The sequence below is a fragment of the Dethiosulfatarculus sandiegensis genome (genome assembly GCF_000931935.2).
GTDB classification, from domain to species: domain Bacteria; phylum Desulfobacterota; class Desulfarculia; order Desulfarculales; family Desulfarculaceae; genus Dethiosulfatarculus; species Dethiosulfatarculus sandiegensis.
In genome coordinates, this window is sequence record NZ_AZAC01000010.1 from 15,484 (window position 1) to 35,000 (window position 19,517).

Below are 19,517 nucleotides of genomic sequence, written 5' to 3' on the forward strand. Positions count from 1 at the left end.
CTCAAGCCGCGCAGATGCCCGCCACTTTTTCAGTGATCAAGGGCAACAACTCCAGGATATCTCCCACAATGCCGTAGTGGGCCACCCCGAATATGGGGGCCTTGGGATCTTTGTTCAGGGCTATGATCGTCTTGGCGCTCTGCATGCCTGCCAGGTGTTGAAACGCCCCGCTGATCCCCAGGGCCAGATATATATCCGGCTTCACAGTCTGGCCCGATGTGCCCACCTGCCTGCTTTTATCCAGCCACCTTTTGTCGGCCACCGGCCTGGAGCAGGAAACCACTCCACCGAGGGCATCGGCCAGTTCCTGGGCCAGGGCTATATTCTCCGGCCCACCGATTCCCCTGCCCACACTGACCAGGATCTTGGCCGCCGTGATATCCACATCACCTGCCGCCTGTTTAAGGTACCCCAAAAACTTGACCGCCTGGTCATCAGGTAAAACGGCCGCCACCTCGCGTATTTTTGCCTCTGCTCCCGGTTCAGGGGGATCAAAAGCGCCGGGCCTTACAGTGGCCACACAGGTTGAGGCGTTTTCACACTGCCATTTGGCCTCGAGCTTGCCGCTGTAGACCATGCGGGAGCCCTTTAACAGGTTTTCCCCATATTCCAGGGCAGTGACATCCGGTGCAAAAGGAGCCTCCAGGGACTCGGCCAAAGCCGGAGCCAGTTCCATACCCCAGGAAGTGGCCCCCAAAAGGATGACCTGAAACTCCTCGGAAACGCAAAAATCCAATATTGCCTTTAGCCAAGGCTCACCCAGGGGGGGATCCAGCCTGGGGTCCTTAAGCTCAATAACCTCACTGCACAACAGGCTCAGCTCCCGAGTCAGGAATTCGGTTTCCGAACCCGGCACCAATGCCTTCACCTCCCCGGCGTTCAGTTTTGCAGCCGCGCCCAAGGCCTCCAGGGTGATTTCCCGCAGCTCGCCCTCCCTGTGTTCGGCAATCACCAAAACGCTCATTTCAGGCCTCCTTTTTGAGCCAGCAGGTCAACCAATACTTGGGCCTGTTCCTGGGGAGACCCCTCAATCAGATCGACTTCGCCCTTAACCACGGGCTGGTTCAAGCCTATTGTTTCAAGCCTTAATCCCTCACCGGCATCTTCCAGCCCCTCTAGGCCCAGATCATCTCCATCCAGCACTTCCAAGGGTTTTTTGCGCACCTTGCGAATGCCCATCACCGAAACATAGCGAGGCTCGTTTATGCCGGTCTGAATGGTGAGCAGGCAAGGCAGGGGCAGGGTCAGCTCCTCTTCCATGCCACCTTCCAATTCCCTTTTGACCTTTAGTTCAGAGCCCTGTTTTAAAATGGAGGTCACCATGGTGGTGAAATTAAGCCCCAGCTTGCAGGCCAGGGCCGGGCCGGTCCAGGCCAGGCCGTCATCAGAGGCCTGCACCCCGCAGAGCACCAGGTCGTAGCTCCCTTTTTTGGCCGCCCTGGACAAAATATCGGCCGTTGTGTGGCCGTCACCGGGAATCAGGTCTTCATCGTCAATCAGAATGCCTTTTTCACAACCCATGGCCATGGCCCTGCGCAGGGTGTCTTCGGCCTCTTCATCGCCCAAAGAAAGCACGGTTACGCTCCCGCCGTGTTCTTCAGTCAATTTTAGAGCCGCTTCCACTGCGTACAGATCCCACTCGTTGATATCAAAAACCAGGTCTTCCAGGTCCAGGGAGACCTCCTCGGGAATCAATTCCAGTTCAGCCTCAGCCGTCTCGGGCACGTGCTTGGCGCAGACCAGAATATCCATGATGCCTCCTTAGTCAGATAGGAAAGCTAGGATGTAGCTATAAACGAATTGAAATTAGCACACAACTCTACCAAGGAGCAAGGATTTGCTTACTCTACGGTTTTAGCTGTCAGGAATGTATGGAAAAAAGGCAGTGCAAGATCTTCCCTTGAGGCTATCAGACAAAAACATAGATAACACAACAAGATCACAGATTATTTTAGCTATGAATTTTTGACCGGCCATCCCCGCCCCCCGAGGAAGCCTTTGAGCGTTTTTACTGGGCCCCAAAAACCTCCGATTTTAGGGGCGCTCTTCCGGGGCCCCCAAAATCTCCGATTTTAGGGGTGGTTCCGGGGCCCCCGAAAATCTCCGATTTTAGGGGTGGTTCCCCGGCGCGGATAAGTTCAATACATAAGAAAAGGCTCCGTGCGGCTTAGCCAATCAGCCAGGCCGGACTGCCAGGCTTGCTCCAGCTCCAGGGCCGGAGTGCCCTTTTGCAAAAGATCCACTGCCCGGCGATCACCCAAAATCAGATCCAGGGGCCTTTTTTCATATTCATATTCATAAGGTGGCTGCCGCAAGGTGCATAACCCAGGGTGAACCCTGTTTATGGCGCTCAATACAGCCAGGCTGGCCCGCAAAGTCTTGAAACGATCCGGGTCAGTTACCTGAAGCTGAAAGCCTCCGCAGACCTCTCCCTGGTACTTATGGAAAGTCGGCTGAAAAAATACGGGCCGCAGAAAAGCTCCGCTTAAGGCCTCTTTTTCAACAGCCTCACTAACCGCCCAGGGGTCAAGGCCCGGAGCCCCAAAAAGCTCAAAAGGCCTGGTGGTTCCCCTGCCCTCACTTAAACTCACCCCTTCCAAAAGAACCTGGCCCGGATAAACCCTGGCCGAGGAAAAAGAAGGCAGGTTGGGCGAAGGCATCACCCAGGGCTGACCAGTGGTGGCAAAGTCTTCCCCCTGCCACCCCTCAAGGGGGATCACCTTAAGATCCAGATCCAGTTTCAGCTCAAAAGCGACGAGTTCACCCAACTCGCCCATGGTGAGGCCATGGCGCAGGGGCATGGGGTGAGGCCCCACAAAGCTGGCCAGGTCCTTGGGCAGAATAGGCCCTTCCTCTCCCCTGCCCAGTGGGTTGGGCCGGTCCAGAATCCAAACCGCCACCCCCTGGCGGGCCGCCTGTTTCATACAGGCCAATACCGTGTTGAAAAAGGTATAAACCCGGCAACCGACATCCCACAGGTCCACCAAAAGGATATCCAGGTTTTCAAGCATATGGGACTGGGGAGCCCTGTGCTCGCCGTAAAGTGAGTAAACCTTAAGCCCCAGCCTGGGATGAACCGAATGGTCAGACTCCACCATATTGTCCTGTTTTTCAGCGAAAAAGCCATGCTGAGGGCTGAAAAGGCAGGTCAGGGCGTTATCTGAAACCCTTTGCACCAATTCGGGTGCGGGCTCAAAGGTGCGGGTGAGGCTGGCCGGGTTGCACAAAAGCCCCAAACGCGCCTTTTTCAATGCGTCAGGGGTTTTGTCCGCCAAGGCTTCCAATCCGGTGCGAACGATTTTTTTGGGAGGTATATACTTGCTCATGCCCAAGTATATAAAACTGGCCCCGGAGCTACAAGCCCGGGGCCACACGGAAGGAAGGGAGGAAAAATCCAATCTAACCCGAGCGGGAGAGGGGGGATCCGCTCAAGTAATGGAATCAGCTCCAGGACCACCCTGAAACTATTCCTTCCATGATAAAAAGGTAATACCCCATATTAATACTGTCAATAGTTTACCTATAAATTAAATCAAGCATTTCCCAACAGCTTAATTGACAGAATTATTCTATATTATTAAACTGTTACACAATTAAATATAACCATATGATTTCCTTTTTCCGGTTATTCCACCTTTTTTGCCAAGCAAGGGGAAAATCCTATGCCAAAAACGGAATTCATCCGCAGACATATTGGAGAACACCATTCGCACAACCATCACCATTTGCATCATGGTGCGGGTCATGACAACTGCCCGCCGCCTTTGGTTGAGTTAAAAAGGGCGGGGCTATACGAGTCTCTACACAGGGGGGCAATCGTGCTCTCAGACCCAACCGGAAGGGTGGAAAAAAGCCTGGGACACCCTGCCATGCCGACCTATCTCCGCTCCGCGGCCAAACCTTTACAGGCCCTGCCGGTTATAGAGACCGGGGCAGCCGACCGTTTTCAGTTAACGGACTCCGAGCTCGCTGTGATGAGCGGTTCATTGAACGGAGAGGATTTCCAGGTAAAGGCAGTGCGGAGCATCCTGAAAAAGGCGAATCTAACTGAAGACCTGCTTGATTGCGGGGTGCATCGCCCCAGTCACCGGCCAACAGCCAAGGCCATGCTTTCCCAGGGCATAAAGCCCCTTCCCATTCACAACAACTGTGCGGGAAAACACGCGGCCATGCTGGTTCTCTGCGCACACCTGGGTTTTGACCCGAAAGGCTACACTGAAAAGGGCCACCCCGTGCAAAACCTTATCCTGGAGACAGTGGCCCAACTCTGCGACTATCCGGCAGAGCAAATCGGCCAGGGTATAGACGGCTGCGGTGTGCCTGTCTTCAGGGTGCCCCTGCACTCTCTGGCCGGGGCCTACGCCCGTTTGGCCGCGCCGGCCAGGGCCAACCTCACACCTGAACGCATTCAGGCCGTAGAAAGGCTGATGAAGGCCTGCCTGGCTCATCCGGAGATGATAGCCGGCCACGAAAGGCTCTGCACCAGGTTGATGCAGGCCGCCCCCAATCGCTTTTTGGCCAAGACCGGGACAGAGGGATCATATGCCTTGGCCATCCCTGAACTTGGCCTGGGCGTGGCTCTTCAGATAGAAGACGGGGCCATGCGGGCCCTGGCTCCTTGTGTCTCGGAAATCCTGCACCAATTGGGCATACTGGACCATCAACTGCTTGATGGTGAGCTCAAAGACCTCCATAAACCGGTTTTGAAAAACCACCGCTCCCAGGAAGTGGCCCAATTGAGCCCTGTATTTGATCTGGATCTAACCTGATCTGAAATGCCTTTCTTCTGGTCAAGTTGCGGCCGGTCAGGTGCGGATTGTCGCCCTTGACCGGCCGTTTGACTATGCCCCCCTTAGCCGATGGCTGAAGACGCTTATAAGTTGCGCAAACTTTTCTTAGTATGCAGAATATTACTAGAGCAACCGACACCAAGTATTTCAACCGATTATTGCCATTCGCTAAAGCCACAAGGCGCGGCCCGGATAACAACCTCGCCGAAACATGTGGTCTATCTACTTGAGAAGTTGAATTAATCCACAGAGCTTAACCATCCAGTTGTAACACCCTTGATGCCGTAAAAATAAAAAACTGAAGAAACAGCCCGTTACATCTTTTTTTCCACATAGGTTGATCTACTGCCGGAGAGCTCCTGACCTTATTGAAGCCCGGTTTAAAAGCTGGTCCCTCGGTAAGCCGGGATTCAGGTAATGGTCAAAGAAGTAAAAACCACCGGAAAGCTAATATTTATTTATTAATATACTAAAAAAGCAAACAAACTGAGAGCGTCTTAAAGGCGCCCCTGACCTGAAGGTTAAACCGGTTGGAAAAGTCCCTTAAAAAGATAATTCAGGCGTAAAACCGAAAAATTAGCCCTGGTTTATTGGAGTTTTCTTTGAAAACCAAAATCCCGCGCATAATCACAAGGTTTATCATCCTTGTCGGCCCTATTTTTCTTATCTTCCTCATTGGGGTGAGCCTCATTACCAATCATCAACTGAAAAAATATACGGATAAGAGCCAGGAGGCGGCATACGGCCACATCCTGAACAGCATGATCTCCGCCCTTACGGCCAAAAACAATCGGCTCAAGGCCACTCGCATGGTCGATCACTATATTACTAACTTTCAAAGCTCCATCATCAGAGACCTTAGCAATCAATACTATATCCACGATGATCAAAAGGTTTTCCCGTTAATCATTAACCAAAAAGGCGAAATAGTCATGCACCCCCGGCTTAAGCCCGGGGACGACTCCCTGGTCGGAGCCCCCTTTATTCAAAAAATCCTCAAGCAAAAAAATGGACAACTGAATTTAACGTATAAGGGCCGGGAGTCGTGGGCCATTTTCAGGTATTTCGGCCCCTGGGAGTGGACTGTGGGCTTTACCATGCCGCTTAAGGTGAAATACCAGGACGCCAACCAGCTTAGGAATATTCTGCTCTTTATAACCGGGCTTTTTTTTACGGCTCTTCTTTTGGCGGTGATCTTTTTGGCCTTGCGTCTCACCAAGCCTTTTGTCTTGCTCACAAACGCCGCAGCCCAACTGGCTGAGGGGAATCTCGATCAAAAAATAGAGCTCAAGGGCAAAGACGAAGTTGCCATTCTGGCAAGATCCTTTGCCGCCATGCAGCAATCCATTCGGGAAAAAATCACCGCCCTGGACCAGAAAAACCAGCAACTGGAAGAATCGGAATCAAGGTTTCGCTCCCTGGTCGAAACCACTCCGGCCTGGGTCTGGGAAATGGACGCAGACGGTTTTTACACCTATGTCAGCCCAAAAATTAAAGAGCTTTTGGGTTATGAGCCCGATCAGCTGATAGGTAAACACTTTACCGACCTGATGTTCGAAAACGAGCGCTCCGAGTCGGTTGAAAAACTATATAACGCCCTAAAAGCAGGGCAAAATTTGATAACCATGGAGAAGCTGTGCCTGCACAGTGAGAAAGGGGAGAAAATTCTTCTTGAAAGCAATTGCGCGCCTATTTTCGATAACCATGATCAGTTGATCGGATATAGGGGAATTGATCAGGATATTACAGTGAGAAAACAAGCCCTTAAGACCCTAAAGGACTCCGAGCATCGCTACCGGGTGTTGTTCGACAATGCCAATGACGCAGCTTTTATTATCAAAAACCGGAAGATAGTAGATTGCAACAAACGTTCCTTGGAGATCTTCAAATGCAGCAGACAGGACATTTTGGGTAAAAGTCCGGATGAACTTTCTCCGGAAATCCAGCCCAATGGAAAAGCATCCCGGGAACTCTCTGATCTTTTTCTTAGCACAGCGGACCGAAAAGGCCGGACAGAGTTCAGCTGGACCCACAGGCGATATGACGGCGCCCTCTTTCTGGCCGAAGTCTCTTTGAACGTAATTGAAATAGCGGGAGAACTTTACGAACTTTCCATTACCCGGGACGTCACCAAGCGCAAGCAAGCCGAAGAAGCCCTGCATGAATCGGAATATCGTTTCCGCAGCCTATTGGAACAATCGCCTTTGAGCACTCTTATCTTCCGGGCTGACGGAGCCCTGGTCTTTATGAATAAGGCCTTTAGCAGGCTATGGAATCTGACCCCAGAGCAAGTGGAATACTTTTACACTGAATATAATATATTCAGGACATCAATCCTTCGCTCTCAAGACATTTCACAGACTGTTAAGCAGGCTTTTGCTGGAAAAACAGCCAAAACCAAGCCGATTTTTATCCAGTCCCTTCCCATCCAGAACCCTTTGTTTAAAGAAACCCGATTTCCTCCCCGCTGGCTGGTTGTCTTTGCCTATCCGGTAAAAGACAGCAAGGGCAACCTAAAGCAAGTGGTCCTTACCTATGAAGACAATACGGCGGCAGTTCAGGCGGAAAAAAGGCTCAGGGAAAGTGAGGAAAAATACCGGCTGTTGTTTGAGGAGGCCGGGGTGCTTGTCTCTGTCTGCGATCGTCAGGGCCGGATAATCATGGTGAATAATCTTTTGGCCGGCTTGTTGGGTAAAACCCCACAGGAGCTTCTGGGAACACCAACAGATCCCATTTCTTCGGAATATTTCCGGAACATCAAACCCATAATGGATGAAGTCATGGACACAGGGGAAAAAAGGCGGCTGGAGCATTCGGTGGTTCTGGCCAATGAAAAGCGCTTTTTACTCTCCAGTTTTCAACCGGTATGGGCTTCAAAAGGAGAGATCACCTCCGCCCAGGTAATTTCCCAGGACATCACCACCCGCAAACAGGCTGAAGACGCTATCCAGACCATGAATCAACGCCTTGAGACCATGGTGGAAAACCGCACCCGGGAACTGGCCCGGGCCAAGGAAGCAGCAGAAGCGGCCAACCGTTCCAAAAGCGCTTTTCTGGCCAATATGAGCCATGAAATCAGGACCCCCATGAACGGGGTCATTGGCCTGGCCGAACTCCTTTTAAACACATCCTTGGATCAGGAACAGCTGGAATACGCAGCCGGTATTAAAACTTCTGCAAAATCACTACTTTCGGTAATAAACGATATTCTTGATTTCTCCAAGATAGAGGCGGGAAAATTGACTCTGGAGTCAATTCATTTTTCCTTGCGTGAAACTCTTTATGAATCCCTGCGCCCTTTGGCCCCCAAAATTCATGAAAAGGGCTTGGAGCTGATAGTAAATGTCTCTGACAAAACCCCGGACCAACTGATTGGGGATCCTGGCAGACTGCGTCAGGTCATTATCAATCTGGTCAACAATGCTCTTAAGTTCACCAGCAGAGGTGAGATACTTTTGTCTGTGGATTCTGCCTTTCAACCTGGGGAGCCAAAAGCCTCCCTGGAATTTAAAATAAAGGACACCGGCATCGGTATTGCCTTTGACAAGCAAAAAGATATTTTCCAGGCCTTTGAACAGGCCGACGGCTCCACCACCCGCAAATTCGGCGGAACCGGTTTGGGGCTCGCCATTGTTAAACATCTGGTAGAGATGATGGGTGGCGAAATGGGGCTGGAAAGCCTTCCCGGCCTGGGAAGCAGCTTTTCCTTCACCCTTGACCTGCCCATAGATCAGGCCTCTTCAGCCCCGGCAGGCAAAGACCAAACACAATTACGAGGCATGACAAGCTTACTTGTCTGCCCCAACAAATCTTTGCGCGGCTTTTTGGCAGAGCATTTGATTTCTTGGAATGTCGAACCTCAGGATGCAGCCAGCGGAGAGCAGGCCTGGGACAGGCTCAAGTTGGCTGCTCGTGAGAATAACTCCTTTGACCTGTTGATAGTGGACTGCCTTTTACCAGACCTGAAAGCTCCTGATCTGGTTCAACGCATGCGCAAACATCCCATACTGAAAGCCACCCCGGTAATCATACTCACCACGGCAGACCAAAGCGGAGATATTTGCCGCAGAAGCGGCCTTGATCACTCGGCAAGCCTGTCCAAGCCTGTTAAGCCAAAGGATTTAGTGCGGAGCATAAACAAACTCTTGGGACTGAAATCAATAATCCAACCCAAACCGGCCCCTGACGCCTCCCCTGAAAGACCCGGGAGCAGCCCAGGCCTGCATATCCTTTTGGCTGAAGATATGCCGATAAACCAAAAGGTAGCCCAACGCATGCTGGAAAAAATGGGTCACAAAGTCACCTTGGTGGAAAACGGAAAGGAGGCGGTGGAACTCACTGAATCAACTCAATACGACCTGATATTAATGGATGTGCAGATGCCCAAAATGGATGGCTTTGCAGCCACCAAGGCCATTCGCGCCAGGGAAACAGACAAGCATATCCCCATAATCGCCATGACCGCCCATGCCATGAAGGGAGACAAGGAAGCCTGCCTGGAGGCCGGTATGGACAGCTACATTCCCAAACCTGTAGATCCTGAGGTGCTGGCCGAGGCATTGCGCCGGCTTTCGGCCAAAACCCAAAAATGACCTACCGGTCATATTATTCCTTAAGTCCTCAATCTAATCTAATAAAAATGGATCTATTCGAAATAACATAAAAATTAGGTTGAATCCATAACGGCGCAATTGACCTTATACTTTGCTTCTTGTGGCAACACCGATCACATAGGAATGCCGGGCTTCCCGCAACAAAGGCGCCCGGGTTAAAAAATTCAAATGGGCAAGCACCTTGTGCTTTGTGGAAAAACCAATTACATACATTCGGTATTCTTCAAAAGGCGATTCGGTCAATACCTTTTCAAACTGTTTTATTGAATATTTATTCAGATACTCACCAGGGCGATGGCGAAGGTTATTTATCCCTTCTCAACGCAAGCAGGGCGGATTACTGTCCCAGGTGCGGGATTTGTAAAATTCCTGCTTCATCATACGCCTGGCTGTGTTTAAAATAGTCTTGTCTGAAAAAAAGAGCCGCATAAAAGATACGGGGAAGATTCGGAGCATGTGGGTTGCATGCCAGTGCCCCCAGCCCACAGCGCCAAAATTGAGTTTGCCTCCTGGTTTAAGTAGTCTGTAGGCCTGTTCCGGCATAAGGGACGGTTCCTTAATGTACTCCATGGCATCAATAATCAAGACCAAATCAAACTTTATCTTACCCAGGCCTATTTGCTCTGTCTGATTGCAGCTAAAAACAACCTTATCCTTCAACTCCGGAGCCAATTCCCGCTTCAGGTTCTCGGTTGTTTCTATTTCCCGACTGTTTATATCACATCCTACAACATGCCTCGCGCCCTGCCCGCCGAGATAGCAAGTCCTTCCCCCAATGCCGCAGCCAATATCCAGAACATCTTTGCCTTTCAAATCCAGATTCGGATACCTGGCAATAAGATCCGGTGAGCTGTCCCTTTGCCAAAACCAATAATCCTTATAACTATTATCTGTTGTCTGTATGGCTTGAGAATTGGCCAATTAGCGTTTCTTGGCCAGAAAATAAAGGATTTACTCGGAAATATCAGGCACACCCTTTATCCTTTTGGTTCTAAACCATGTAGTTCATCCAACTTTCCATAATTAATAGACTGGACCTAAAAAATGATATCTACGAATTGATTTTATAGGATTCATTTCTTGATACTATTCTCCTAAGCCATCGACGATTTACCAATCAGAAATTGAAAGACAGCCTAAACCTGGAATCGTTATAGGAGTGCAAGCCGGGAACCGATGACAAAGTCGAAAAACAAAAAAAGTTAACTATTTGTTTTCTCAAGGGTAAGTTAACTTAGGCATCTGGCGGGATCTTTGGATAGCCTTTCATTCCGTCTTTCGTGATAGAGCCTGACAGCCTGTTTTCATAAGTCAATCGAAAAAAGGTGGTCAATAAAAACAGCGGCCCGAGGAGAAGTTCATCTTAAACAGAGGCTCAAAACCCCACAAAAAAACCCCAAGCGCCTAAAGCACTTGAGGATTTTATAAATGGCGGAGAGAGAGGGATTCGAACCCTCGGTACCCCGGTAAGGGTACACACGATTTCCAATCGTGCACCTTCGGCCAGCTCGGTCATCTCTCCGCTGGCGGCTTTCAAATACCTCAAGCAGAAATACCGGAAACTTAACTGCCTGTCAACTGCCTGTCAGTATTTTCCCTGGATATTGCCCAACAGGGAGTTCGACCGGCTTTTATCGGCCCTTTAAAGCCGGATGCTATGGATTTTTTAAGATGGCCCGCAACTCGAATTTCCCTTGAGTGGATTGGATTTATCGGCCAAATGAGAGACAGAAACTTTTGCTTGAGGAGAGCTTATCTTAAAACCTCAGATCACCATCAAGGGACGACGGGAAGTGGTTTTGCGTTTTCCTTTTTTGGCGGTGGAGCGCATACTCTCCTTGGCCATCTCTTTCCACCCGGGACGAAGGTCAAGAGCAGCCATGGGCAACCTGCCCTGTTCCACGGCCTGCAAGACAAGCATTTGCAGGCCCTTTTCAGAGTCCCCGAAAAGGTCCTGGGAAACCCTTTCCACCTCCTGAAAAAACGCTTCTACATAGCTTCTATGCTCAGGATCTTCAAGGTTGAATGTTCTTGAAGTAAAAGGCGGCTCGCCCAAGGACGGTTTAGGGGCGCTTTTTTGGCTCTCCAGAAAAGAACTGAAAGCCTTGACCGCCGGGTCACCGTAAAGATCCTCCGGATCCACCTTGTTCAAACCCTTTGGTGAAACCCGGTCAAACTGAACCTTGATCCAATCCGCATAATCCGCTCCGTGGATATCGGCCTGGCGCCTTGCCCTGTTAAAGGACGACCAATCCGGCGATTCCCACTTAGGGGCAAAACTGTTGAAATATGGAGCCAAAAGTCCCAACTTATGTTTTCGGGCCTGTTCCCAGGCAAAACAAAAGGCCTCGGTCCTTTTGAACCAGGGTATTTCCCGATTTTCAGGATGAGCTCTGCTTAACAGCCTGGCCTCCAACTGCCTTTCCTCTGTGTTCAGTTCAGGGGGCATTAAAATGGATTTAACTTGGGCCTTCTTAAGCACACTGGCCACTTGAGGGTCTGTGCTTTCAGACAAAAGGGCCAGGTCATTTTGTCCCGGGCCTTGTGTGCTCACATCCAGGTTTTCCACCACTTCCTCGAGCAGCTTTTTAAATTTACCCAGGCTCAACCCGGTCAGGTGCGGAGCCAATCGAAGATAGAGTTTTTCCGCCAAAGAGCTGGAGGGCGTCATCTCAATTTGGTTAGCTTCAGGTTTAGTCAAAGAATCCTCTTCAACCGACGCAGTGACGGGTTTTTCCGGTGCTTCACCATCTGGTTCCATTTGGTCGGCGTCATCAATAATATACTTTCTTTTGGGTTTTGCCCTTCCCACTGCCTTAAGGCCTTTTATGGTAATCTTAGCTTTTAAAGGTCTGCCCGGCCCGATCTTAATAAATTCAATATAACCCTGTTCAGCCAACCCTTTAAGCTGTCGGGTCAGAAGTTGCTGGGGCAATTCGGTTTTCCGACGGATATTGGTGGTGGTTGTCCAGTTCCCCTTCTCAGTCATACTGGCCAAAGCCAACAGCACTTTGCGCCTGGCAGGCGGCATCTCCGACAGCGCAGCAGATAATCTGGCCTTAAGGTCATTTGAGGCCGGACGGCGATCGGGATGATTTTTTTCCATTTCTGGCGACAAGTTGCCACTCCGCTGACCTTAAGCCATATAGTCATTTCGGTTTGGTTACAGGAGATCAAAAAAACCGGATTTTATTTAGTATAGACCTGTATTGTCATATTTTTTATTCCGTTATGCAAGGCTAAGCCAAGAGGAATTCCGTTAATGCCTCATTCACCATCTTGTATTGCTCAAGATTAACCATATGCCCAGCTTTGTCGAACTCCCTGATTTGAGCTCCTGATATTTTTTCAGCCAGGAATCTGCTGTATTTCAATGGAGTCAGCTTGTCCTTGGTTCCCACCATAATCAGGCACGGCCTATCAACCCCACTTATGGCTTCCCTAAGGTCAAATTCATCGCAGGCCATAAAATCTCCCCAAAGGACCTGGGGGTCGGTCTGTGCCATCAGCTCAATCCCCATGGCCAGGGTTCTGGCATCTGCTTCATCCGCATAGGCATTTTTAATAATCAATTCCACAGTGGGGATAAATTCGCTTTTAATACCACTTAAAATTGCGGGCAGCACCTTTAGCCTGGCTCCGGTGCCCATGAGTATAATCCCTCTGATCAGATCCGGTCTGGACAGGGCTACGGTCATGGTTATGGCCCCGCCCATGGAATGACCCATTAAAAACGGTTTCACAGGACCGGCCTCCAGGAACTGAATCACCCAGTCTGCATAATCTTTGATATGTTCTTTACCCGGGCCTTTTGTTGCCCCATGCCCCGGCAAATCAAGGGCGCAGCTGTTAATGCGGGGATCCAGGCCGTTCAATTGGGGGAGCCAGCTTTGCGAACTGCCGCCTGCGCCATGAACCAATAGCAAATCTGCGCCCTCAGGGTCATGGGGGCTGCGGCTGATCCTGTATCCCATATCCTTGTCTTTAAGATGTTTATTCCACATAAAACCATTCTCCCGAACAACCTTGGGTTATCAGCGCCCAGCACCAAAAAAAAACCACTGCCGGAAAAGGCTGCCTGTAAACCGGCCCTCCTCATCGTACAGCCGGAAAAGCATATACCTGTATCACCTAAGAATAAACAAAAACCTCGAACCTGACAGGAAAATCGGTTAGCCAATGATTTTTACAGACGCCAAAAGGCCAGGGCCGGCGTGGCGCCGACCCTGTGGGAGGAGGGGAAAGGCCAGATGCCTTTCGGATAATGAGGATGCCCTTACAAGGCTTCCGGGGCCTCGGCAGGTTAAAGGCAGCTTCCCGGGACATTAAGGGCATTCAAGGTATGCAACCTGATTGGTGCATTGACCTCACCATCCAAGTACCAAGAGGAGAAGAACATGTCAAGCAAAAAAACAACATATTGTGTTACGTACCATACAATGACACGAAATATAGAGGACTCCACCTGTTTGAGTTTTAGGGCATGTCAGCCAAATAATTTTTAACATGCTCCATTAGTGCACTCTCATGTCCTCCATAGAAATGATCAACCCCTTTAAGGGTTATCAGATGCACCGATGCACTCTGTGAACGGGAATAGGCTTCCAACTCCTCTATTTGGTTAAATTCATCCCTATCCCCGGAAATAACCAATAACTTATTGTTTTTATTAGGCCATTTTGGAAGCCTCTCTAATTCTAAAGGCGGTGAAACCCATATTGCGCCTCTTAAATGAGGATATTTTAGCGCCGCTTTTGCGGCCATCAGTGCACCAAAAGAATACCCCATCCAAATCTGACCCAAATCCGAGTGCACTCGCAACCAATCAGCTGCGGCTAGAACATCTTCCACCTCTCCTATGCCCTGATCATAAGCTCCGGTTGAACGTTCCACTCCGCGAAAATTAAAACAAAGGGTCTGCCAACCTTTTTCCAAGGCCGCCCGGTTCAAAGCACTGACCACATTATTGTTCATGCTTCCGCCGTAAAGGGGATGGGGGTGAAGAATAAGCGCCTGGCCTTGACACCCATCCTTGGGAAAGGCCAAGGCGCCTTCCAGCACTACACTTTCGTTGACTTTTATAAAAACCGATTCCTCCCGCATTTGTCTTTCTCCTAATTTAGCACCCCCAATTAAAAGGGCGGCCTTTTGGTTAAAGGGAAATATATGCCGAGCATTTTTGGTAAGCAGGCCCCTCGGCAGTTCATTTAACATGCCAACTAATTGAGATAACAGTAATTTTTTGAGTTTTCAACAGTTGGCACGTTGTTTGAATAACAATTAGGCAACATTACCCAGCAAGCAAAGGTACAGCCCATGTCCAAGAAAAAAATCCTGCAATTATGCACCTTGGGAGTTCTTCTTTTAGCCGCGCTGATCATCGCAGGTGATCTTACCATGTTCATTAATCCGGGAGGTCTGCTTCTGGTTTTAGGCGGCACTCTGGCCGGTGTTTTTCTGGCCTTCCCCACCCATACCCTTGCCGGTCTGTGGAATCAGCTTTCTGAAATCAACAAAAAACGCAATCTGAACCAGGAAACCCTGACCAAGATATTTGTACATCTGGCCAGGATGCAACGCACTGAAGGGGTGCGCACCCTGGAGGCCCAGGCTAAACGCACCGGCAATATTTTTCTGGAGATGGGTGTTGCCATGGTGGTGGATGAAAAACCCGCCCAGCAAATCAGGGAACGCCTGGAACAGGAATTCGACTTTATGGTCTCTCGCAGGGAAGGCCAAAGGGCGGTTCTCTCCCTTATGGGCAGGCTGGCCCCGGCATTTGGCCTGGCCGGCACCATGATCGGCCTTATCCGCATGCTCCACACCATAAGCGATCCCACAGAGGTGGCCGCAGGAATGAGCGTTGCCCTTTTGACCACCTTCTACGGAATCATGCTGGCCAACTTGGTAATCCTGCCTTTGGAACGCAAGCTAAATGAAAAAAACCGGGCCGAAGCTGTGGAGATGAGCCTTATCACCGAAGGCATTATGGGGCTCTGCACTGAAGAGAACGGCGCCGCCATGTACGCCAGGCTCAATTCCTTCAAGTTCGCCCGCACTGACGAAGAAATCCATTTCTCTGGCAACTGGTTCAATCAGATAAAGGGCATGGTTCCCCAGTTAAGGAGGTCTGATAATGACTCCTGATACCGGTTCAAGCGGAGTTACCCTGGACAACTATTTACCCGAGGGAATTATCTCCCGAGGGATGCAGAGCAAGGCGGACCCGCCCTCAAGACAAGACACTACATCCTCCGGGGGGCGATTCAATTCCAGGCAGCGCCCTTTGTCCCGCTTTACCCAAGGAGAACAAAGCCCCAACTTTTATTTATCCTTAAGTGACCTGATGAGCCTTTTGCTGGTCTTTTTTGTACTGATCTTTTCCTTGAGTGAATACAAAATCAGCAACCAGCCGGAAAGGGAACAGCCGGAAACAAAAGTGAAAATGGTTGACCGCCTGGCTCTGGTTCACGTCGAAAAGCCTAAAGGGATCGATCCCTTTGCTGATCCTCCTCTCTTTGCAAGCCTCACCCCCAAGCCCAGCAAAGAGGAGACCAAGACCGAAAAATCCCCGGCACAGGCGGTAAAGCCGGTTCGCTTGGATGATCCTCCGGTGCCTTGGGTGACTCACACTCAAAAGGGACCATTGATGGCTCTTTTGACTCAAAGCACGACTCTGCCCGCAGCGGCAGTCCCTGAGGAAGAAAAAAACTTAACCGCATTGCTTAATCAGGTGCGAAAAGAGGTTAAAAAGGCAGCGCCTGAAGGAGTGGAGTTGGAATCCCTGCCAGAGGCCCTTATTGTGCGCCTCCCTGAATCCATTACCTTTGATTCAGGCCAGGCCCAAATCAAACCGGGCATGCTGGACGCTCTACAACACCTGGGAAGAATCTTGGCCGACCACAAGGGTTATCAGGTGATAGTCAGTGGCCACACGGATAATCTGCCCATAAACAACGAGCAATTCGCCAGCAATTGGGATCTTTCCGCGGCGCGGGCCGCCTCTGTGGCCAGGAGCCTGCTCAAACAGGGATTGAATAAACGAGACCTCACCATCCAGGGCCTGGCGGACCAAAGACCCATCGCCTCCAACCAGACGAAGCAGGGCCGCGGTTTAAACCGGCGGGTGGAGATTGAGCTCAGGTCACCGCAAGTAAAAAGCGCGGCCCAGAGCAGAACCTCAGCCGGGGATCTGGGCTAAACCCATTATTATATGGCGACCTCCACCAGGGTGGGGTCAAGCACCCTTAACATGTCTTTTGTAGAAATCTTGGCCAGAAAGCCCCTTTTACCGGCGTTTAGGTAAACGTAAGGCAGATCGGCTATGGTCTTTTCCGCATAGATAGGCATTTTCTTCCTGGTGCCAAAGGGAGAGGTGCCTCCGACCAGGTAACCGGTATGCAGGGTGGCTGTCTTGGGCTGACAAGGCTCCACACTTTTCACCTTAATCGCTCTGGCCAGATTTTTGGTTGATACCATGGCATTGCCGTGCATCAATATTATAAGAGGCTTGTTATTCTCATCCTCCATGATCAAGGTCTTTATGACCATGGTTTCATCCACGCCCAAGGCCTCTGCCGCAACCTCTGTACCACCATGTTCCACATACTGATAAAGATGGGGCTCAAAATCGACCTTATGGGCCCTGAATTCGCGAACCGCAGGGGTAACGGGGAATTTATTTTTGGCCATTTTTTATCCTTTTGTTTTTTGCAATACCTGTTTCCAAAAGCATGGCCCGGTTTATACCGATAACAGTATACAGGGAGGCGGACCATGGGCTCAATTCTGATCCAGGGTATACAACGTCTGTTTACAGGCTTCAACCTGTCTCAACCCATGCAGGGGTGGGAGGGAATCTCCTGGGGAGCCGGGTATGACCAGGTGAAGATCAGATTTCCCGAGGCAAAACAAGTTTCAGGAGAACTGGTGATTGAAAACCAAGATCCAACACCCAAACACTACAGCATAACCCTCTCCTTTAACCAAACCAGGCAATTAAGCCAGGTGAGCCTCAACTTTAAGGGCAGCAATGAAACCAGTGAATTCAGTCGTTTGAGCCAGGAATTAACCGAAAAATTCGGTCTTCCTTCAACCACCACCCAAGACAGCAAGATCTGGGTGAAAGATGAGACTCAAATAGAACTCTCCGCTTCTCCTGAAGGAGGAGTTGTTTTGAATGAAAAAGCCTGAGAATATCTTATAGTCAGGCGTAAGTGTGGTCATATCTCCCTCATATCAACAAGTTCCGTTTACCTTTCACCTTTTTTCTGATATTTATTAAGAAAAAATAACTTTTTGGGGGAGAGTCAATGACTCAGGATGCTGTTAAGCATGACCTCTTAACTTTAGACCTTGAATCCGCCTTACGCCTGGCCCAGGCCTCTCGCATTGTGGGCAGCCTGGAAACTTTGGAACAGGTGTGGCCTTTTTGGGCCGGTTTCAGCAAGGGACCGCTGGCCGCCATGTTGGCGACTACAGAAGCTGAACTTTTGGGTTTTAAGGTGGATTTAGCCGAGGCGCTTTTCCTTGGCCCGGAGAACACGCCCTCCCGACCGAATCAAGGTATGCGCCTGGCCATAGGCATAACAAGTTATGTACGGGAATTAGCCGCCCTTCCCACGGACAGGCAAATCACGCCTTCCAGGGTGAGCGAGGTCCTTTATGGGCTTAGTGCACCTCATTTGGCCAGAACCAGGCCCCTGATAGACGAGCAGGAGGCAAGCGATCACCTTTCCGGCGCACCAGTCTGGACCCTGGCTCCCAAGTGGCTTAAGTCCGGTCTGCCGGCCTTATGGGTTGCCGGACTGGCCCTTGCTTCCTGGGAAAGGGACGGGCCGGAGCACAAACACCGTTCAGTGGGCGGCAGGTTGCTATTATCTTGCCTTGGACCAAGGTTGGGGTTGCCGGGCCAGAGCTTCACCCTTTTGGGCGTTTGCCTGGATGAAGTGGCTTTTACCGATCATGGCGGCATGGAAACCCTTTTGAAGGAAGTAAGGGAAGAAGGAGCCTGGCGCAGGTTTGTGGAGGCGTTTTTAGCCGCGGCGGAACTATCGGCTGACTGGGTAAAAAAAACCGTCTTAAGTGTACAACAATTGAATCTGGATCATCAGGATCTCATAGACACCTGGATAAGGGCGCCAAGGCACCCTAAAAGACTGTTGGATCTCTTAGTGGTTAAACCGGTGATCGATATCCCTCAGGTAGCCAATGACCTGGATGTGACCCAAAGGACAGCCGGACTTTTGGTCTCTAAACTGGAAGAACTCAACCTCCTGGTGGAAACGACCAACCAAAAAAGAGGAAGGCGATACGCCTACGCGCCTCTTTTGGAATTGCTCCAACCTGGTTGGACGGAAAACTTCCTAAGAACCAAAAAGGAATCAGAATAACCTTGGTGGCTTTTCATCGTCGAAAAAGAATTGAACAGTCAAGCGGTTAATCTTGCGGAATTTCCCACAGCCAAATATAAAAAATAACCGCTTTACCAGTTTAGGTAAAGCGGTTATTTAATGAACAAAAAATCATGGCAAAAAAAAGCCCCTCAAGGTTTTTAGGCCTTGAGGGGCAAAAATTGAATCCGGCGGCGTCCTACTCTCCCACACAAGAAATGTGCAGTACCATCGGCGCTAAGGAGCTTAACTTCTGTGTTCGGGATGGGAACAGGTGTGGCCTCCTCGCTATCGCCACCGGAAAACTTTATTCTATTATCATAAAATTGATAGAGCGTTTGTTGTATTCGACACTTCGTTGAGTCCGAAGAGGACATAGAAATTAAAGTGACCAAGCCTCACGGACGATTAGTACTGGTCAGCTGAACGTATCGCTACGCTTACACCTCCAGCCTATCAACCACGTAGTCTTCGTGGGTCCTTAAGTCTCCTAAGAGAAGGGAGACCTAATCTCGAGGGGGGCTTCCCGCTTAGATGCTTTCAGCGGTTATCCCTTCCGAACATAGCTACCCTGCGATGCCGCTGGCGCGACAACAGGAACACCAGAGGTTCGTCCACTCCGGTCCTCTCGTACTAGGAGCAGCTCCTCTCAAGTCTCCTACGCCCACAGCAGATAGGGACCAAACTGTCTCACGACGTTTTAAACCCAGCTCACGTACCGC

At 50.2% G+C, this 19,517-nt stretch carries 14 protein-coding genes, 1 tRNA gene and 2 rRNA genes (1 of these 17 running past the window's edge); 6 read left to right on the forward strand and 11 right to left on the reverse strand.

The window, feature by feature from the left end; all coding sequences use genetic code 11:
- Window position 1: 1 nt before the first annotated feature.
- The 3 genes from X474_RS06765 to X474_RS06775 form a co-directional block, all read right to left on the reverse strand.
- The gene (locus X474_RS06765) at window positions 2-964 is read right to left on the reverse strand and encodes an electron transfer flavoprotein subunit alpha/FixB family protein (RefSeq protein ID WP_044347711.1); all 963 of its coding nucleotides are present in this window, start codon (window positions 962-964) and stop codon (window positions 2-4) included.
- Complete coding sequence (locus X474_RS06770; RefSeq protein WP_044347712.1) at window positions 961-1,752, reverse strand: electron transfer flavoprotein subunit beta/FixA family protein; 792 nt, start codon at window positions 1,750-1,752, stop codon at window positions 961-963. The genes X474_RS06765 and X474_RS06770 overlap by 4 nt, the downstream gene beginning before the upstream one ends.
- Window positions 1,753-2,138: 386 nt before the next feature.
- Complete coding sequence (locus X474_RS06775; RefSeq protein ID WP_044347713.1) at window positions 2,139-3,326, reverse strand: exo-beta-N-acetylmuramidase NamZ family protein; 1,188 nt, start codon at window positions 3,324-3,326, stop codon at window positions 2,139-2,141.
- A gap of 336 nt (window positions 3,327-3,662) precedes the next feature.
- Here X474_RS06775 and X474_RS06780 point away from each other — a divergent pair, with 336 nt between their 5' ends.
- Together X474_RS06780 and X474_RS06785 are read left to right on the forward strand one after the other, a co-directional pair.
- A complete protein-coding gene (locus X474_RS06780) occupies window positions 3,663-4,769 on the forward strand; it encodes an asparaginase (protein ID WP_082464202.1) in 1,107 nt (368 codons plus the stop codon).
- A 623-nt stretch (window positions 4,770-5,392) separates the two neighbouring features.
- Complete coding sequence (locus X474_RS06785; protein ID WP_052514951.1) at window positions 5,393-9,382, forward strand: PAS domain S-box protein; 3,990 nt, start codon at window positions 5,393-5,395, stop codon at window positions 9,380-9,382.
- 339 nt (window positions 9,383-9,721) lie between these two features.
- Here X474_RS06785 and X474_RS06790 read toward each other — a convergent pair whose 3' ends face one another.
- The 5 genes from X474_RS06790 to X474_RS06815 form a co-directional block, all read right to left on the reverse strand.
- Complete coding sequence (locus tag X474_RS06790; protein ID WP_044347715.1) at window positions 9,722-10,324, reverse strand: class I SAM-dependent methyltransferase; 603 nt, start codon at window positions 10,322-10,324, stop codon at window positions 9,722-9,724.
- Window positions 10,325-10,832: 508 nt separating this feature from the next.
- Window positions 10,833-10,925: transfer RNA gene (locus tag X474_RS06795), tRNA-Ser, on the reverse strand.
- Window positions 10,926-11,168: 243 nt separating this feature from the next.
- A complete protein-coding gene (locus X474_RS06800; RefSeq protein ID WP_156360658.1) occupies window positions 11,169-12,521 on the reverse strand; it encodes a MarR family transcriptional regulator in 1,353 nt (450 codons plus the stop codon).
- Window positions 12,522-12,642: 121 nt separating this feature from the next.
- Entirely contained in the window at window positions 12,643-13,407 is a 765-nt protein-coding gene (locus X474_RS06805) for an alpha/beta fold hydrolase (protein ID WP_044347717.1), read from the reverse strand.
- Between the two features lie 472 nt (window positions 13,408-13,879).
- Window positions 13,880-14,377: an alpha/beta hydrolase gene (locus tag X474_RS06815; protein ID WP_197282009.1), complete on the reverse strand. Its 498-nt coding sequence runs from the start codon at window positions 14,375-14,377 to the stop codon at window positions 13,880-13,882.
- A gap of 342 nt (window positions 14,378-14,719) precedes the next feature.
- On the opposite strand from X474_RS06815, the gene X474_RS06820 reads away from it, so the two are divergent.
- Together X474_RS06820 and X474_RS06825 are read left to right on the forward strand one after the other, a co-directional pair.
- Window positions 14,720-15,550 carry a motility protein A gene (locus X474_RS06820; protein ID WP_052514953.1) on the forward strand — a complete coding sequence of 277 codons (831 nt, stop codon included), beginning with the start codon at window positions 14,720-14,722 and terminating at the stop codon, window positions 15,548-15,550.
- The gene (locus tag X474_RS06825; protein WP_052514954.1) at window positions 15,540-16,604 is read left to right on the forward strand and encodes an OmpA family protein; all 1,065 of its coding nucleotides are present in this window, start codon (window positions 15,540-15,542) and stop codon (window positions 16,602-16,604) included. The genes X474_RS06820 and X474_RS06825 overlap by 11 nt, the downstream gene beginning before the upstream one ends.
- Window positions 16,605-16,612: 8 nt before the next feature.
- Here X474_RS06825 and ybaK read toward each other — a convergent pair whose 3' ends face one another.
- Window positions 16,613-17,095, reverse strand: coding sequence for a Cys-tRNA(Pro) deacylase (gene ybaK, locus X474_RS06830; protein WP_044347721.1), 483 nt, complete (start codon window positions 17,093-17,095; stop codon window positions 16,613-16,615).
- A gap of 84 nt (window positions 17,096-17,179) precedes the next feature.
- On the opposite strand from ybaK, the gene X474_RS06835 reads away from it, so the two are divergent.
- Together X474_RS06835 and X474_RS06840 are read left to right on the forward strand one after the other, a co-directional pair.
- On the forward strand, window positions 17,180-17,596 hold the full coding sequence (locus X474_RS06835) for a hypothetical protein (protein ID WP_044347722.1): 417 nt from the start codon (window positions 17,180-17,182) through the stop codon (window positions 17,594-17,596).
- A gap of 119 nt (window positions 17,597-17,715) precedes the next feature.
- On the forward strand, window positions 17,716-18,795 hold the full coding sequence (locus X474_RS06840; protein ID WP_044347723.1) for a hypothetical protein: 1,080 nt from the start codon (window positions 17,716-17,718) through the stop codon (window positions 18,793-18,795).
- 186 nt (window positions 18,796-18,981) lie between these two features.
- Here X474_RS06840 and rrf read toward each other — a convergent pair.
- Window positions 18,982-19,097, reverse strand: a 5S ribosomal RNA gene (gene rrf, locus X474_RS06845).
- An 85-nt stretch (window positions 19,098-19,182) separates the two neighbouring features.
- Window positions 19,183-19,517: ribosomal RNA gene (locus X474_RS06850) — 23S ribosomal RNA — on the reverse strand (it continues 2,673 nt past the right edge of the window).

Coding starts and splice junctions, on each gene's coding strand:
- X474_RS06765 (WP_044347711.1), bottom strand. CDS start 964: ATGAGCGTTTTGGTGATTGCCGAACACAGGGAGGGCGAGCTGCGGGAA.
- X474_RS06770 (WP_044347712.1), bottom strand. CDS start 1,752: ATGGATATTCTGGTCTGCGCCAAGCACGTGCCCGAGACGGCTGAGGCT.
- X474_RS06775 (WP_044347713.1), bottom strand. CDS start 3,326: ATGAGCAAGTATATACCTCCCAAAAAAATCGTTCGCACCGGATTGGAA.
- X474_RS06780 (WP_082464202.1), top strand. CDS start 3,663: ATGCCAAAAACGGAATTCATCCGCAGACATATTGGAGAACACCATTCG.
- X474_RS06805 (WP_044347717.1), bottom strand. CDS start 13,407: ATGTGGAATAAACATCTTAAAGACAAGGATATGGGATACAGGATCAGC.
- X474_RS06815 (WP_197282009.1), bottom strand. CDS start 14,377: ATGAACAATAATGTGGTCAGTGCTTTGAACCGGGCGGCCTTGGAAAAA.
- X474_RS06820 (WP_052514953.1), top strand. CDS start 14,720: ATGTCCAAGAAAAAAATCCTGCAATTATGCACCTTGGGAGTTCTTCTT.
- X474_RS06825 (WP_052514954.1), top strand. CDS start 15,540: ATGACTCCTGATACCGGTTCAAGCGGAGTTACCCTGGACAACTATTTA.
- ybaK (WP_044347721.1), bottom strand. CDS start 17,095: ATGGCCAAAAATAAATTCCCCGTTACCCCTGCGGTTCGCGAATTCAGG.
- X474_RS06835 (WP_044347722.1), top strand. CDS start 17,180: ATGGGCTCAATTCTGATCCAGGGTATACAACGTCTGTTTACAGGCTTC.
- X474_RS06840 (WP_044347723.1), top strand. CDS start 17,716: ATGACTCAGGATGCTGTTAAGCATGACCTCTTAACTTTAGACCTTGAA.